The 15,901-nt window shown below is 37.2% G+C and carries 12 protein-coding genes; 7 read left to right on the plus strand and 5 right to left on the minus strand.

Annotated elements, in window-relative coordinates; all coding sequences use genetic code 11:
- Positions 1–282: 282 nt before the first annotated feature.
- From H0S70_RS00605 to H0S70_RS00615, 3 genes are all read right to left on the minus strand, one after another.
- Positions 283–1,002, minus strand: a complete 720-nt coding sequence (locus tag H0S70_RS00605; protein ID WP_188321312.1) for a hypothetical protein — start codon at positions 1,000–1,002, stop codon at positions 283–285.
- A gap of 189 nt (positions 1,003–1,191) precedes the next feature.
- On the minus strand, positions 1,192–1,911 hold the full coding sequence (locus H0S70_RS00610) for a hypothetical protein (protein ID WP_188321313.1): 720 nt from the start codon (positions 1,909–1,911) through the stop codon (positions 1,192–1,194).
- Positions 1,908–2,231: a PadR family transcriptional regulator gene (locus H0S70_RS00615; protein WP_188321314.1), complete on the minus strand. Its 324-nt coding sequence runs from the start codon at positions 2,229–2,231 to the stop codon at positions 1,908–1,910. The genes H0S70_RS00610 and H0S70_RS00615 overlap by 4 nt, the downstream gene beginning before the upstream one ends.
- Before the next feature lie 265 nt (positions 2,232–2,496).
- Between H0S70_RS00615 and H0S70_RS00620 the strand changes: the two genes are divergently transcribed.
- Entirely contained in the window at positions 2,497–3,195 is a 699-nt protein-coding gene (locus tag H0S70_RS00620; RefSeq protein WP_188321315.1) for an SAM-dependent methyltransferase, read from the plus strand.
- A gap of 64 nt (positions 3,196–3,259) precedes the next feature.
- Entirely contained in the window at positions 3,260–3,637 is a 378-nt protein-coding gene (locus tag H0S70_RS00625) for a hypothetical protein (RefSeq protein WP_188321316.1), read from the plus strand.
- Positions 3,638–3,676: 39 nt separating this feature from the next.
- Here H0S70_RS00625 and H0S70_RS00630 read toward each other — a convergent pair whose 3' ends face one another.
- Positions 3,677–4,084, minus strand: a complete 408-nt coding sequence (locus H0S70_RS00630) for an Mpo1 family 2-hydroxy fatty acid dioxygenase (RefSeq protein WP_228453866.1) — start codon at positions 4,082–4,084, stop codon at positions 3,677–3,679.
- Positions 4,085–4,232: 148 nt separating this feature from the next.
- Positions 4,233–6,266, minus strand: coding sequence for a methionine--tRNA ligase (metG, locus tag H0S70_RS00635; RefSeq protein ID WP_188321317.1), 2,034 nt, complete (start codon positions 6,264–6,266; stop codon positions 4,233–4,235).
- Between the two features lie 356 nt (positions 6,267–6,622).
- Between metG and H0S70_RS00640 the strand changes: the two genes are divergently transcribed.
- From H0S70_RS00640 to H0S70_RS00660, 5 genes are all read left to right on the plus strand, one after another.
- Positions 6,623–9,385 carry a SusC/RagA family TonB-linked outer membrane protein gene (locus H0S70_RS00640; protein ID WP_188321318.1) on the plus strand — a complete coding sequence of 921 codons (2,763 nt, stop codon included), beginning with the start codon at positions 6,623–6,625 and terminating at the stop codon, positions 9,383–9,385.
- Between the two features lie 12 nt (positions 9,386–9,397).
- On the plus strand, positions 9,398–11,023 hold the full coding sequence (locus H0S70_RS00645; protein WP_188321319.1) for a RagB/SusD family nutrient uptake outer membrane protein: 1,626 nt from the start codon (positions 9,398–9,400) through the stop codon (positions 11,021–11,023).
- 18 nt (positions 11,024–11,041) lie between these two features.
- Complete coding sequence (locus H0S70_RS00650; RefSeq protein WP_188321320.1) at positions 11,042–12,133, plus strand: SusF/SusE family outer membrane protein; 1,092 nt, start codon at positions 11,042–11,044, stop codon at positions 12,131–12,133.
- Between the two features lie 32 nt (positions 12,134–12,165).
- Positions 12,166–13,599 (plus strand): SusE domain-containing protein, encoded by a 1,434-nt coding sequence (locus H0S70_RS00655; protein ID WP_188321321.1) that lies wholly within the window; start codon positions 12,166–12,168, stop codon positions 13,597–13,599.
- 137 nt (positions 13,600–13,736) lie between these two features.
- A complete protein-coding gene (locus H0S70_RS00660) occupies positions 13,737–15,893 on the plus strand; it encodes a glycoside hydrolase family 97 protein (RefSeq protein WP_188321322.1) in 2,157 nt (718 codons plus the stop codon).
- Positions 15,894–15,901 lie beyond the last annotated feature (8 nt).

Here is a 15,901-nt window from a genome sequence, read left to right on the forward strand (position 1 = left end):
TGGTTTCGAGAGAATTAATAGGTGGAAAAAAGTGTTTTTTCGGGAGGGAGTGTGTTGTTATCACAATGTAAAGTAAAAATACGAAAATAAGGTGGAAGGTGTGTTTTTTCAGTTTAAATTTATGTATAGTGATCTTTGAATAGAGAAAATTGCTATTGTGAGATTTATATTTTTGATGTAGCTATGTATTTTGAGTTAGGTACAAACCAAAGAGTAAAAATTTGTTAATTTATTTATTGATAAAGAAATGAGTTCTTGATAGTAATCAAGATTTTTATATTTCTAATTATTTGGTTTCAAGTGTTTTAAATAGGGTTTCACTTTTTCAATTTGGTTAAGATAACTACGCTGGGCGAGGAAACAGTAGGCGTTCATCAAAACTAAAAATATTAGTAGTGAATTTCCTGCATAATAAAGGGGATTTTGCGCAGTAAGGTGAAAAGTTTGATAAAGCATTGACGAAAACATTTTTAAATTAATTAAAAACTGTGCAAAACTGCCCAAAAAAACTAATGACAAAACTGCGGCGTCTTGATGAACGGTTAGTTTGTAATTATCATACCGTTTAACCAAGCGAAAAACCTTAAAATACCGGATATATTGTGCAATTGGAACCAGCATTACAACCGCCACAAAGGAAGAAAAAGCATAGAAAAATAAATTTTCCGGCAATAAATACGCAATGATAAAGAGCGTGCTAAAAGCTACCAAAGTAATCTTTACACTCTGTATTCCTATTGATTTTGATTCCGCCATTTGAATTTTCTTCAAAAAATAGGTGGTATCGTTCAGGTCGAACTGAATGCGGTATTTTGGAAAGTTGAGTTCTGGTTTCCATGCGTTTTTTACTTTTTCGAAAGCAGTTTCAAAATCTTTGGTCTCCACTCTCTGCAAATCATTAATCTGAGAAACGAAATGATCCTCCACTTCCATTAAAACATCTATCGGAAGTTTTTTGGACAAAAGATAATCGCGGATTTCGGAGTGTTGGGATGGAGTCATAATCTAAACTAGATAACTGTTATGATTTTATTTTTAAAACCTTCTAATTTCACCAGATAATAAATACTAAAGAATATAACCCAAATATTGAAAACATATTTTTGCAAAAATAATTTTAGGTTTTCTTTTTCCATTCTGGTAGTTTTTAAAAGCTGATTTGAGGCAATTTGAAAATAGCACACCGAATAATTAAAGGTCAATATGCAATCTCTTCTGCAAATTTCTTACACTTTTCCGGTATTCAAGAAAAAATAATAAGCCATAAATAATTCCCCAATCGAAGATGAAAAAAATAAATATTTTTAAAAAACCACTAAATGTAATTTCCAAATTTTGGAATTCTTGCAATGCCTGAATTGCTTTTGAAAATTTCATATCATAACTCATTAACACAAAAAGTATAATATACAATGTAGAAATCGTTAGCGAATAGCTATTGGCTTCTGCATAGCTAAGCTTTTTGCGTTTCTTAGGCTGCGTATTTTTCATCAGTTTATATTCAAAAATGTTGAAATATAAGCCGATTACCAAAAGAACAATATGCATTACCAAACAGAAATAATAAGCATAAGGAGCATTAAACAACATAAGAAAAATAGAAATCGAAAAAGGGATAGCGAAGAAGAGCAACGATTTCAAAATAAACTTCTTTTCAGTTTCTGCTATAGTTTTAAATTCTAAAACGGTTTTAGGCTTCCACCAATATTTGAGGCTTTTCTTTATTGCTAAATCTTTACTCCAAAGTTGCTGCACTTCCGTGAAAGCTTCTTCAAAATTTTTATTTTCAAAATCTATTTTAGCTTGAATTTGTTCCGTAAAATGATCAGAAACTTCCAAGTATAAATCCAGCGGAAGTTTTTTGGATAACAAATACTCTTTTATATCGGCAGATTGCAGTTCGGTTATCATATCGCAAAAATATTTTGTAGGTTAAACAAATAACTCTTCATTTTCTCCTCCTGCATTTTTTGTTGGCGTTTTCCCTTTTCGGTGAGCAGGTAATATTTTCGGTCGCGGCCGTTCACGGTTTGGATTTCCGAGAAGATGATTCCCTCGGCTTCCAGTTTGTGCAGAAGCGGATAGAGGGCGCCTTCCGTCATCTCCAGTTCGCCTTTCGTGAGTTCTTTTGCCCGCTGCGTCAGTTGGTAGCCATACATTTTTACTTCCGAAGCTAAGAGTTTCAGGATAATGTTTTGGAGTGTGCCTTTGTAAAGCGCATTGTTTTTCATGCCTAGTTAAATTATGTATTACAAATCTATATATAATTTTCTTAGGTATCAAAATTTTTTTATCATTTTTTATAACATTATTCTCAATAGGAAGAATTTTCTTTTTAAATATTTCCTGCTGGATCCAATTTTTCAATAAATAAAACCCGCAACACGAAAGGGAATTCAAAACAAATCAATATATTTGAAGCGGCTGGTGGAAATTCTGTTGTTGAGTTTCTGGTTTTGAATCAGTCGGAAAATGGATTCACCAAACTTTAGTTTTATGTTATTTTTAATTCCTGCTTACCTTTCTGAAAATTCCCCAATTGAGTATTTTGCCCCTTCGATTAAGGAATATATTCTGAAAACCGATTATTTTTTTGTAGAGAACCAAAAAACCGCCAGAAAGGTTATTAAATTTTTCGCACCCGAAAAGAAACAGGCCGATCTTAAGCTTTTTCTTTTAGATAAATATTCGGAAACGGCAGATTTAAAAGAAGCACAAAAGCTGATGAAAAGCGGGCAGGACTTTGGTTTGCTTTCCGAAGCCGGGCTTCCGTGTATCGCCGATCCGGGAAATTTAATGGTGAAATGGTGTCACGAAAATAACATCAAAGTTGTTCCAATCAACGGACCTTCATCGATTATCCTGGCTTTGATTTCGAGTGGTTTTAATGGTCAGGAATTCACTTTTCATGGGTATTTGCCGATCGATAAAACCGAAAAGAAAACGAAGATTCATTTTTTGGAAAATCAGGTTCAGAAAACCGGTTATTCGCAGATTTTCATGGAAACTCCGTACCGCAACAATCCGCTTTTTGAAGATTTGTGCAGGTTTCTTTCTCCCAATATGAAACTTTGTATTGCAGCTAATATTAATGATCCGAAAGAGGAATTTATTAAGACTTTAACCATTAAAGAATGGCAGAAAAACAAGCCAGAACTTCATAAGATTCCGGCGGTTTTTGTGATAGGGAAATAAAGTTTAACTTCCTTTAACAGCACTTTTGCACTATTGTTGCGATAGTCATGATAAATAAATTATTATGACAGAAAAAAAATTATCCGGGCTATGGCTCGATCAGCACAAAGCAATAGTAGTAAAAAATCATGATGCGCAGAACGCTTTCAAATTCTTTCTTTGTTCGCCGGTAAAAGCGGAGGTTCAACACGGAAATTCCAACGAAAATGCTGCGAATAATGCAGAACAAACCAATAAGGCAAAGTATTTTAAAGAAATTGCCCATCTTTTGACTAATTCTGAGGAGGTTTTCATCACTGGTCCTGGAACCATACAAGAAGAACTGAAAAACTTTTTACATGATACGGCTCAGTTTAAAAATTTGAAAATTACTTTAGGTACTGCTCAAAAGATGAGTGATGAAGAGGTTTTAAATGCTGTGAAAGGTCATTTCGGAGCTTAAAAACAAAAAATAGGGTTGATTTTTTCAACTCTATTTTTTTTAATATTTAATGCCAATTTTCTTTAAAATAAAATGCAAAAGCCAAATTGGACCTACCAAAAGAAATTGTAAATCTTTGAGGAAGCTAGGTTTTTTGCCTTCTATTTTGTGCCCATAAAACTGACCAATCCAAGAGATTACAAAAACAGCAAGATAAACCATCCACGATCGATGCTCAAATTGAATATTGATGAAATAGACGAAATGTTCCATTAATAGCATGATGATAATCATCATTAAAGCAATTTGCCACGATAATCTGAAGTAAAAAACCGTCACCAAAAGCAGTGCTCCCAAGGACACCAAACTGATCGCTCCAAAATACCTCATGAAGAAATGAGGCGCGGGAATCAGCGAAACGAAACCTAGAATGGAAAAAAAAATCAATGGTACACAAATCCAGTGAATGGCTTAGTTGGTGTGGTTTTGATGGCTTTCGGCATATTAGGCGAAAAGCTGATCAATTTTTCTCATGGAAATTCATTTAATGATTATAAATAAAAAAAGATTTTGAATATACTCAAAATCTTTTTTTACGATTCTTAGAAAGCTACGCTTAGCCAATTTCTACGCCGTTTTCTACCGGAACATCAGGCGTTACAAACGCTAATTTTCCATCGGGTTTTGTGGTTAAAAGCAACATTCCCTGAGATTCGATACCGCGGATTTTTCTCGGTGCAAGATTTAATAAAATCATTACTTGTTTACCTACACATTCTTCAGGTGTGAAACTTTCAGCAACTCCAGAAACTACGGTTCTTACGTCAACGCCCGTGTCAACAGAGAATTTCAGCAGTTTGTCTGCTTTTTCTACTTTCTCTGCGGTAAGGATGGTTGCGGTTCTTAAATCGATTTTGGTGAAGTCGTCGAACTGTATTTCGTCTTTCATGGGGTTTGCTTTAGGATTAGTTTTTTTATTGGATTCTTTGGTGTTCTCCAGTTTCTGAATCTGGAATTCGATGGTTTCGTCTTCGATTTTTGAAAATAATAATTCGGCTGGATTAATCTGATGGCCAGTTTTTATGAGTACTTTTTCATCTTGAATTTCTTTCCAGCTAAGTTGAGGAACGTTGAACATTTTCTGTAGTTTTTCAGCGCTGAACGGCATGAACGGTTCGCAAACCTGAGCCAATCCAACGGCGATTTGTGCCGCTACAAACAGTGAACTTGCTGCTTTTTCCGGGTTGTCTTTGATGGTTTTCCAAGGTTCTTCGGTTTGCAAATATTGGTTTCCGAATCTCGCTAAATTCATCATTGCAGATAATGCATTTCTGAATTCGAAATTTTCGAGGAAGTTTTCGATTTCAGAAGCTGCCTTTGCCATTTCATTAAGTTCTAAAGCGTTTTCATCACCTGCAGGAACTATACCGTCGTAATATTTATGAATTAAAACAGCTACTCTGTTGATAAAATTTCCGAAAATCCCAACCAACTCAGAATTATTTTTAGTCTGGAAATCTTTCCATGTGAAGTTGTTGTCTTTGGTTTCCGGAGCTGAGGATAGTAATGCATAACGCAAAACATCTTGCTGACCAGGAAATTCTTCCACATACTCATGAGCCCAAACAGCCCAGTTTCTTGAAGTTGAAATTTTATCGTTTTCAAGATTAAGGAATTCAAAAGCTGGAACATTTTTCGGCATGATGTAATCTCCGTGAGCTTTCATCATTGCAGGGAAAATAATACAATGGAAAACAATATTGTCTTTCCCGATGAAGTGAATCAATTCCGAGTTTTCACTTTGCCAGTAATCTTTCCAGTTTTTACCATTTTTTTCGGCCCATTCTTGGGTGAATGAGATGTATCCGATGGGCGCATCAAACCAAACATACAGCACCTTTCCATCCGCATCAGGAAGTGGCACGGGAACGCCCCAATTGAGGTCTCTAGTCATTGCACGAGGTTTCAGTCCATCGTTTAACCAAGATTTAACCTGTCCGTAAACATTGGGTTTCCAATCTTCCTTATGTCCCTCGATGATCCATTCATTTAAGAAATTTTCATAATCGTTTAAGGGAAGATACCAGTTTTTGGTTTCCTTTAAGATTGGGATATTTCCGCTTAACATCGATTTTGGATTGATCAATTCGGAAGGGGAAAGGGTAGAGCCACATTTTTCGCATTGGTCACCATAAGCATTATCGTTGCCGCAATTTGGGCAGGTTCCTACGATATATCGGTCTGCAAGAAATTCGTTGGCTTGTTCGTCGAAATATTGTTCAGAAACTTCTTCGGTGAATTTTTCTTTATTATAAAGTGTAGTAAAAAAATCCTGACTTACTTCGTAGTGTTTTTTAGAAGTTGTGCGGGAATATTCGTCGAAAGAAATGCCCAGATCTGCGAAAGATTTTTTGATGATTCCGTGGTATTTGTCCACAATATCCTGCGGTGTCACGCCCTCTTTTTTTGCTCGAATAGTAATTGGAATCCCGTGTTCATCGGAGCCACAGATAAATGCCACGTCATTACCTAGTCTTCTTTGAAATCTTGCGTAAACATCTGCGGGAATATACACCCCTGCTAAATGGCCAATATGAACGGGCCCGTTAGCATAGGGCAAAGCCGCAGTAATCATCTTTCTTGCTGACATAAATTGATCTCTTTTATTTTATGCAAAGATAAGGGTTAGGAGGCTTACTATAAAATTATTGAATCGATAAAAATTTCGAGTTGAGTTGCGAAATTGGGGATTTGTATATTAAAAAATGATAAACAAATGTTTAACTTTTTGTTAATATCTATATTCTCATTGATGAGACAATATAAAGGTTAAATATCTGATAATTAAAAAATTAGCTTTTATGTTCACAATCAAGATATGATTTTTCTCACATAAAATTAACGATTTTAATAAAATTTTAGGAATAATTGAATATTTGTTTAAATTGCAAGACTTCACCATGTGGAGTATTAAGTAAAGAATATTAATCCTTAAATTTTATTTTTGTGAGAAACTATACTACAGTTTTGAAAATTGCACCGGCCTTTTTGTTATTGGCGGGTACAATGTTACACGCACAAACAGCGGATTCGGTTAAAACTGCCGATATTGAGCAGGTTGTATTAATTGGATATGGAAAGCAAAAGAAGGCTGACCTTACCGGATCTATTGCTTCTATTTCGTCCAAAGACTTTAATGGAGGAGCGACCTCTGCAGACCAGTTAATACAAGGGAAAGCACCGGGTGTTACCATCACAGGAAACGGAGGAAATCCGGGTGCAGGTTCTACGATTAGAATCAGGGGAGGAGCTTCGCTTACGGCGAGCAACGATCCTTTAATCGTTATAGATGGTATACCGATGGATATGACAAAGAATCTTGATGGTAAGTCCCTTATGGGAGCATCTGATGCTTTAGCATTGATTAACCCGAACGATATTGAGTCATTCACTGTTTTGAAGGATGCTTCTGCAGCAGCAATTTACGGAAACAGAGCTTCGAATGGGGTTATTTTGATCACTACAAAAAAAGGTTCTGCAGGAAGACTGAAAGTTAATTTCTCTACATCAGCATCGGTTTCTACTAAAATGGGAAATCAAGACGTCTTGACCGCTGATGAATTCAGAAAATATGTAATTGAAAATGCTACCCAGCAAAAGTACATCGATATGCTAGGTACGTCCAACACTAATTGGCAAGATGAAATTTACCAGACTGCTTGGGGAACCGATAATAACGTTTCCTTATCAGGTGGTATTAAAAAATTGCCTTATCGCCTATCATTAGGATATACAGAGCAAAATGGTTTGGTGAAAACCAACGAATTTAGAAGAACTTCAGTAGGATTAAATTTGACTCCGAAATTCTTTGATAATCATTTATCAGTTACAGCATCCTTCAAAGGATCAATGACAGAAAACCGATTCAATGCGGGAGTTATTGGAGCTGCACAACTAATGGATCCAACCCAATCTGTTCGTGATTATTCAGCGCAAGGAGATCAGGTAGGAAACTATTGGGAATGGTTCTTGCCAAACGGAGCTCTTAACGTAAACGCTACAAGTAACCCAGTTGCTTCATTGGAAGCTAGAAGAGATGTTTCAACTGTATTCAGAGGGATTGCTGGTTTGCAATTGGATTATAAATTCCACTTTTTACCAGATTTACACTGGAATATCAACTTGGGATATGATCATCAAAAAGGTACAGGTGCAGTAACTGAATATGCAGGATACAGAAGCACTTTCTTTAACCTTGGAACACGCAGAGATTATACTCAGGAAAAAACCAATAAATTATTAGAAACGTACTTGAATTATGTGAAAGAAATTTCTGCGATCAATACCAAACTGGACTTGATGGCGGGTTATTCTTATCAGAAATTCAATGATAAAGTGCCGGGAGCTTTCACTTACAACGGTGATCCATCGTATGATGCACCTGCACCTTCGAGAGATTATGAGGGAAATTTGGTATTGTTAGGTTTCTATGGTAGAGGTATTTTCACTATTGCAGACAAATATATCTTAACAGGCTCTGTGAGAAGAGATGCGTCATCAAGATTCTACAACGGTACTGATTTAAAAAATAACTGGGGAACCTTTATGTCTTTTTCCGGAGCATGGAAAATTAAGAGCGAAAACTTCCTAAAAGACGTGAATGCAGTTTCCGATTTGAAACTAAGAGGAGGTTGGGGAGAAACTGGACAACAGGAAGTTGGAAGTTATTATAACTCCTTTGCATCTTATAATATATCTGAGGCAACTGCGCAATACGGTTTCGGTGATCAGTTCTATTTAATGTATCGTCCGACGCAGTATAACCCAAATTTGACATGGGAAACTACAGCAACCATCAATGCAGGATTGGATTACGGATTCTGGAATAACAGAATTACCGGTTCTATCGATTGGTTTAAAAAGAAAACTTCTGATCTGCAAGCAAGAGTACAAGTGCCTGCCGGAGAATTCAGTAATACCAACATTAAAAATATCGGGAAAATGGAAACGGATGGTATTGAATTCCTTATCAATGTAATTCCTGTGAAAAAAGAAAACTTCACATGGGAATTTAGCTTTAATGCATCTCATTACAAACCAACTATTACCCATTTTGATGATGTAGCACCAAATTATGTCATCCAGCAAGGTGGTATTTCAGGAGGTACTGGAAATACAGTACAAGCCCATGTGGTAGGAAATACGCCATTCAGTTTCTGGTTGTACCAACAAGTTTATGACAATAGTGGGAAACCATTGGATGGGGTTTATGTTGACAGAAACGGAGATGGAAAGATTGATACTAACGATAAATATCTGTATAAATCAACAACTCCAGATGCAACTTTAGGATTCTCTACCAAAATCAATTACAAAAACTGGGATCTTTCTACCTCTTTGAGAGCGGTTTTAGGAAACTATGTTTATAACAACTTCGCATCACAATCGAATGTACTAAGTATTGCTAACAACGATTTTTTAATGAACTTGTCATCTGTTACTGCTCAGTATGGATTCAAAACTCCACAATATTGGAGCGATATCTTTGTAGAAGATGCTTCTTTCCTAAGAATGGACAACCTTACTTTGGGATATAATTTTGGTGATATTTTCAATAAAGGAAGCAACCTTCGAGTATATGGTATGGCTCAGAATGTTTTCGTAATCACTGATTATTCAGGTGTAGATCCTGAAATTGTCGGAAATATCGATAACGGATTCTATCAAAGACCTAAAGTATATTCATTAGGATTAAACTTTCAATTTTAATAATTTAAGAAAATGAAAAATTTTAAAATAACAAAAAATACGATAGCTGCAGCACTTTTAGGACTTACCCTTACCGCAACTTCATGTGTAAATGATTTAAGACAAGAGCCAATTACAGAAGTTACCGCAGCGAGTTTGTATAAAGATTTCGGAAATTATAAGAATCTTTTGGCAAAATTATACGGAGGTTTGGCTGTTGGAGGTCAATCCGGAGGTGATGGTAATGGAGATATTGCAGATATCGATGGTGGATTTTCCAATTATATGCGTTTGCTGTATACTCTTCAGGTTATCACAACTGATGAAGCGGTAATCGGTTGGAATGATGGTTCTTTGCACGAATTCCACAAAATGATCTGGACTCCGTCAAACGAATTCAGCAATGCAATGTATTATCGTTTATATACCGAAATCGCTTTCTGTAATGAGTTTATTAAAAATACAACCGACGAGAAATTAAACCAAAACGGCATTTCAGGAGCAAACCTTGATGAAGCGAAAGCGATGAGAGCTGAAGCCCAATTCCTTAGGGCACAAGCTTATTATCACTTGTTGGATCTTTATGGAAACGTACCTTTCGTAGATGAAACTACTTTTGGTAGCGTGCCGCAACAAATGAAAAGGGCTGAACTTTTTACGTATGTTGAAAATCAGTTGAAAGATGCGGAGGCGGGATTGAAAGATCCAAAAACCAACGAATACGGAAGAGCAGATAAAGCTGCTGCATGGTCTTTGTTGGCAAGATTATATCTAAACGCAAAAGTGTACAGCGGAACAGAAAGATATGCTGATGTAATCACTTATACGGAGAAAGTAATTTCTGCAGGATATAGCTTGAAGCAAACTGTCGTTCAAGTTCCAAATGAATCTACGCCAGATCCGAATGATACAATGCCGAAGAACATAAGCTACGAAAGCTTATTCCTGGCGGATAACCACGTGAACAACCCAGAGAATATTTTCTCTATTGTTTATGATGGCGCTAAAACCCAAACCAATGGTGGAACCACTTTCCTTGTGCATGCGGCAATCGGAGGGGATATGGTAGCCGCAGATTTCGGCGTGAATGGTGGATGGGGAGGTTTAAGAACCACCAAAGCATTCGTTCAGAAATTTGAAAGTAGTGATAAAAGAGGTCGTTTCTATACTGATGGACAGACTTTAGAAATCAATGATTTAGGAAACTTTAATGACGGTTATGCTTTCATTAAATATAAAAACCTTAAGAGCGATGGTACACCAGGAATTCACGATAACTGGGTTGAAACAGATTTGCCAGTTTACCGTTTAGCAGATGTGTATTTGATGTATGCTGAAGCAGTTCTAAGAGGCGGTGGCGGAAATATGGCTACAGCACTTGGATATGTAAATGCCTTGCGAACCCGAGCAAGTGCTTCTGCGGTTTCTGTTCTTAATTTAGATTTTATTCTTGATGAGCGTTCCAGAGAATTGTCTTGGGAAATGACCAGAAGAACCGACCTTATTCGATTTGGTAAATTTACTTCATCTGCTTATTTATGGCCTTGGAAAGGAAATGTAAAAGATGGAATCGCTGTAGGAGAATACAGAAACATATTCCCAATTCCAACGAACGATTTGGTAGTAAACCCGAATCTTGTACAAAATCCTGGCTACTAATTATTTAATTTACAAGAAATGAAAAATAATATCTTTAAAAATTTTATACTTGCGGCAACCGTAATTCTTGGGCTTAGTTCTTGCGAAGACAGAGAATTGATTACCATAGAGCCAGAATCTGCCCCAATTCTAATGGATCTTTCAACGCAAAACTTGGTTTTGGATCCTAATTTCCCATCTAATCCGGCGATCACCGTAAGCTGGGATCCAGCTAAATTCAACGTGCCTGTAGAAACCAAATACAGTGTAGAAATTAGTGCAACGGAAGGTTTTGAAACCAAAGAAGTCGTAGGTTCTACCACTCAATCCGTTACTCATCTTTCTTTTTCAAACGTACAGATGAATAATGCTGCAAAGAAAATCGGTTTCGTACCGGGCGTTGCACAGAAAATGTACATCAGGGTTGTCTCTTTTATTGGTGTTAATGATTATGAGCAAGTTTCTAATGTTACCAGTTTGATGATTACTCCGTATTTAGCAGCACCAATTTACAATTTTGTAGATCTCTATCTGGTGGGTGATGCTACAGCAGCAGCTTGGGATAACAATGCGGATAACAAAAATCTATTACCTCTACTGAAAACTGCTGAGGATAATCAATATACTTTCACTGGATTTTTCAAACAGGGAGAATTCAAAATGATTAAAGTTAAAGGATCTTGGGATGCACAATTCGGTTTAGGTGCAGCATCAGGAATGTTGAGTACTGACGGCGGTTCCGGAAATATCCCGGTTGCTGCTGATGGCTACTACAAACTTACGGTGAATACTGCAGATCTTACGTACACATTTGAGCCAGCTACTGTTTCTACTACCACTTACGCTAATGTTTCGATTATCGGAAATGTAAATGGAAATTGGGATACCGATACCCAATTAACACAGTCAACTTTCGATCCACATGTTTGGTCTATACACTCGGTATCTCTTAAAGAAGGTGAATTTAAGTTCAGAGCTAATAATGCGTGGGATGTAAGTTGGGGAAGTAACGCTGCATTCTTCGGAACTGCAGTACAGGGAGGAGATAATATTCCTTTAGGAGCTGAGTGGACTTATGATGTGTATTTCAATGATGCAACAGGAGCGTACACCATTATTCCGGTGGAGTAATGTTGATTCCTATAATTTTTAATAAAAATTTTATGAAAAATATATTTAAATATTTATTAGTAGCATTGGTGTCAGCTTTTGTTTTCACCGCCTGCGACCGAAGTGCAGATAGAGACTGGACAACTCCGGAACCGTCATTTACCTTGTATAATACCACTTTGGGAGCTGCAGTTTTGTATCCTACAATGGAAAATAACCCTTTCATATTAAGATGGGACAACTCTAAAACTACTGGAGGAACTTATTCTGTTGTTGTTTCAAAGACAGAAGATTTCGCTACGAAAGTAGAGTTGGGTACTTCCAATTCCAATACCTTCACTACTACAATTGGCGCACTGAATACTGCAATGTTGCAAGCTGGTCTTTCTCCTTATTCTTCGCAAAATGCTTATATTAGAATAGAGATTGGTGCTGAAGTGTCGAATGCGATTAATTTTGTGGTAACTCCTTATCCTTCTGAAGTTCCGGTGATCAAAAATCCTAGTGCAGGTCAATTGATTACTTTGAATGCTGAAGCTCCATTAGAAACTGCTACCACTATTCTTTGGGATGATTATTCTTACAGTGTGGCTGTTGAATATAAAGTAGAACTTGCTGCGTCAGGATCATCAAACTTCCAATTATTAGGAAGCACTACCGATGAAACTCAGTTGGCGGTTTCTAATTATACTTTGAATGATATCGCTATCAAAGCAGGACTTCCTGTGAATGTAGCATCTTCTGTTGATATCCGCGTTACTGCAACTACCACATCAACTGGTGGTACCATAACTAAAACTTCAGATATTGTTACCTTTAAAGTTGCACCTTATCAACCTGCGTTTGTAGATTTCTATCTTGTAGGTGGTGGTACAGCGGTGGGCTGGAATGCTACTTCTGCTCAATTGTTGAAACAAACCAATGAAATTTCTGAAATTTATACTTATTTGGAAAATAATGGTGAATTCAGATTTTTAGGTCAACAAGATTGGAACCCTATTAATTACAGTCTAAACGCTGATGGTATCAATGATTCTTTCAAGTATTTCAACACTTGGTCTAACAATTTGGTACCATCAGGATCCGAAAACATGAAATTCACAGGAAATTCTGGAATGTACAAAATCACTATTAACCAAAACTCAAGAAACATCACGGTAACTCCTTCTTCTGTTCCTACTTTGCCAACAAATGTTTATTTGGTAGGATCTATCCAAGGTTGGAACGCTGGATCAGCATTAGAAATGACTCAAGTTGGTGATGGAGTTTACGAATATGTAATTGAAGTTCCGGATGGAGCAGAATTCAAATTCCTAGGTCAGCAAGATTGGTCTGGTACGGAATGGGGTAACATCCATGGTGCTGGAAACTCCGGTTTCTTAGGACCAAATGGTGATAACAATAATATTCAATACAACGGTGGCGGCACTACTTATAAAATTACTGCCAACATCAAATTGGGAACTTATAAACTGACTCCTCAGTAAGTTTTATTTTCCTTGAAATTTATAAGAAACTGTTGCTTTTTAGCAGCAGTTTTTTTGTGTTTTTGAGGATAAATATTGCTCAAAAACTTGGTCATTACTAGCATTTTATCTAAATTTATTGATTCGAAATAATCATTATGAAAAATATAAAAATATCTGCGCTTTTCCTGCTGATGGGAAGTTTCGCACTTAACGCACAGTCTTTAAAATCTCCCGACGGAAAATTTGAAATGAACTTTCAACTCAAAAATGGAGTTCCTTTTTATAACCTAAAATACCAAGGAAAAACCGTTGTTGAAGACTCCAAATTAGGATTAAGACTTTTAAGAGATGGCGATATTAAGTTTGCTTCCGAGATAGAAAGTAAAGACCAAAAAGGCAAAGATTTATCAGAAGGATTTACCAAAACAGCTGAAAAATTCGACTCCAAAAACGAAAGTTGGAATCCGATTATGGGCGAAAAAAAATCGTATGTAAATCACTTCAACGAACTTGCCGTAACGCTTAATCAGGAAGCGAATGATCGTTATATTATACTGAAATTCAGGTTGTTTAATGATGGACTTGGATTCAGATATGAATTTCCGCAACAGAAAAATCTGAACTATTTCATCATCAGGGAAGAAGACTCCGAAATCGATCTGCCAACCGATATGAAAGCGTGGTGGCTAGCGGGCGATTACGATTCTCAGGAATACCAAACGCAGACCACAAACCTTTCTGAGATTCCTGCAAAATGGCCAACTTCGTATGATGGAAATGCTTCGCAATCTTTAATTAAAAATGCAGTTCAGACGCCTTTAATGCTGAAAAAAGAAGGAAAAGATCAATTGTACGTAAACATTGCAGAAGCTGCAGTTATCAATTATCCGGCTTCCAACTTGGAATTGGATGCGACTGAATTTAAGTTTAAAACCCACTTAACTCCTGATGCTCAAGGTGCAAAAGGTTATATGCAAACCCCGGCGGTTTCTCCGTGGAGAACGATCATTGCTTCCCCTAAAGCAGAAGAAGTTTTGGCTTCAAAAATGATTTTCAACCTCAATGATCCTACAGAATATAAAGATACTTCCTACATCAAACCTACAAAATACATGGGTGTTTGGTGGGAAATGATCATCGGGAAATCTCAGTGGGCTTATTCCACAGCCAACAACGTACATATCGGGAAAACTGATTTTTCTAAACTCACCCCGAACGGAAAACACGCGGCAAATAACACCAATGTCAAAGAGTACATCGATTTCGCTTCAGCACACGGCTTCGACGCATTACTTATCGAAGGCTGGAACATAGGCTGGGAAGACTGGTTCGGTCACAGCAAAGAATTTGTTTTCGACTTCATCACGCCTTATCCTGATTTCGACATTAAAATGCTGAATGACTACGCTCATTCAAAAGGAATGAAACTGATGATGCACCACGAAACTTCCGGCTCGGCCACCAACTACGAAAGATGGGCCGACAAAGCTTTCCAGCTGATGAACAAATACGATTATCCGTCTGTGAAAACCGGTTATGTTGGGAATATTATTCCGCGTGGCGAACATCATTACTCACAGTGGACGATTAACCATTATTTAAGAATCGCAGAGAAGGCCAACGAGTATAAAATCATGGTCAACTCTCACGAATCTGTTCGTCCTACAGGTTTAAGCAGAACCTATCCGAACTGGATCGCCGCTGAAGCCGCACGTGGAACAGAATACGAAGCATTTGGCGGAAATAATCCGGATCATCAGACCATTCTTCCGTTCACCAGATTTATGGGTGGCCCAATGGATTACACACCGGGAATTTTCCAAACCAAACTAGATTATTATTTTCCCGGCGATACAAGATTTGTGAAAACAACTTTGGTGAAGCAGCTGGCACTGTACGTGGTAATGTATTCTCCGCTACAGATGGCGGCTGACTTACCGGAAAACTACGCACGGCATTTAGATGCGTTCCAGTTCATCAAGGATGTTGCGGTAGATTGGGATGATACCAAAATTCTTTCGGCAGAACCTGGCGATTATATCCACACGGCCAGAAAAGCAAAAGGCAAAGATGAGTGGTATGTAGGCGGAATTACCGATGAAAACACAAGAAATTACACCGTAGATTTCTCCTTCCTTCCGAAAGGGAAAAAGTACGAAGCCACTGTATATGCCGATGGCGACGATGCAGATTATATCAACAATCCTCAATCCTATAAGATTTACAAAAAGACGGTTACCAGCAAATCGAAATTGCCGATGAAACTCGCTAGAAGCGGTGGTTATGCGATTTCAGTGAAGCCTGTAAAGTAGGTGATGTG

The organism is Chryseobacterium manosquense, from assembly GCF_014623485.1.
GTDB lineage: Bacteria > Bacteroidota > Bacteroidia > Flavobacteriales > Weeksellaceae > Kaistella > Kaistella haifensis.

What these genes read in the sequence shown, in the direction of transcription:
- H0S70_RS00605 (WP_188321312.1), bottom strand. Translation starts at nt 1,002, where the DNA reads ATGACTCCATCCCAACACTCCGAAATCCGCGATTATCTTTTGTCCAAA.
- H0S70_RS00610 (WP_188321313.1), bottom strand. Translation starts at nt 1,911, where the DNA reads ATGATAACCGAACTGCAATCTGCCGATATAAAAGAGTATTTGTTATCC.
- H0S70_RS00615 (WP_188321314.1), bottom strand. Translation starts at nt 2,231, where the DNA reads ATGAAAAACAATGCGCTTTACAAAGGCACACTCCAAAACATTATCCTG.
- H0S70_RS00620 (WP_188321315.1), top strand. Translation starts at nt 2,497, where the DNA reads ATGTTATTTTTAATTCCTGCTTACCTTTCTGAAAATTCCCCAATTGAG.
- H0S70_RS00625 (WP_188321316.1), top strand. Translation starts at nt 3,260, where the DNA reads ATGACAGAAAAAAAATTATCCGGGCTATGGCTCGATCAGCACAAAGCA.
- metG (WP_188321317.1), bottom strand. Translation starts at nt 6,266, where the DNA reads ATGTCAGCAAGAAAGATGATTACTGCGGCTTTGCCCTATGCTAACGGG.
- H0S70_RS00645 (WP_188321319.1), top strand. Translation starts at nt 9,398, where the DNA reads ATGAAAAATTTTAAAATAACAAAAAATACGATAGCTGCAGCACTTTTA.
- H0S70_RS00650 (WP_188321320.1), top strand. Translation starts at nt 11,042, where the DNA reads ATGAAAAATAATATCTTTAAAAATTTTATACTTGCGGCAACCGTAATT.
- H0S70_RS00655 (WP_188321321.1), top strand. Translation starts at nt 12,166, where the DNA reads ATGAAAAATATATTTAAATATTTATTAGTAGCATTGGTGTCAGCTTTT.
- H0S70_RS00660 (WP_188321322.1), top strand. Translation starts at nt 13,737, where the DNA reads ATGAAAAATATAAAAATATCTGCGCTTTTCCTGCTGATGGGAAGTTTC.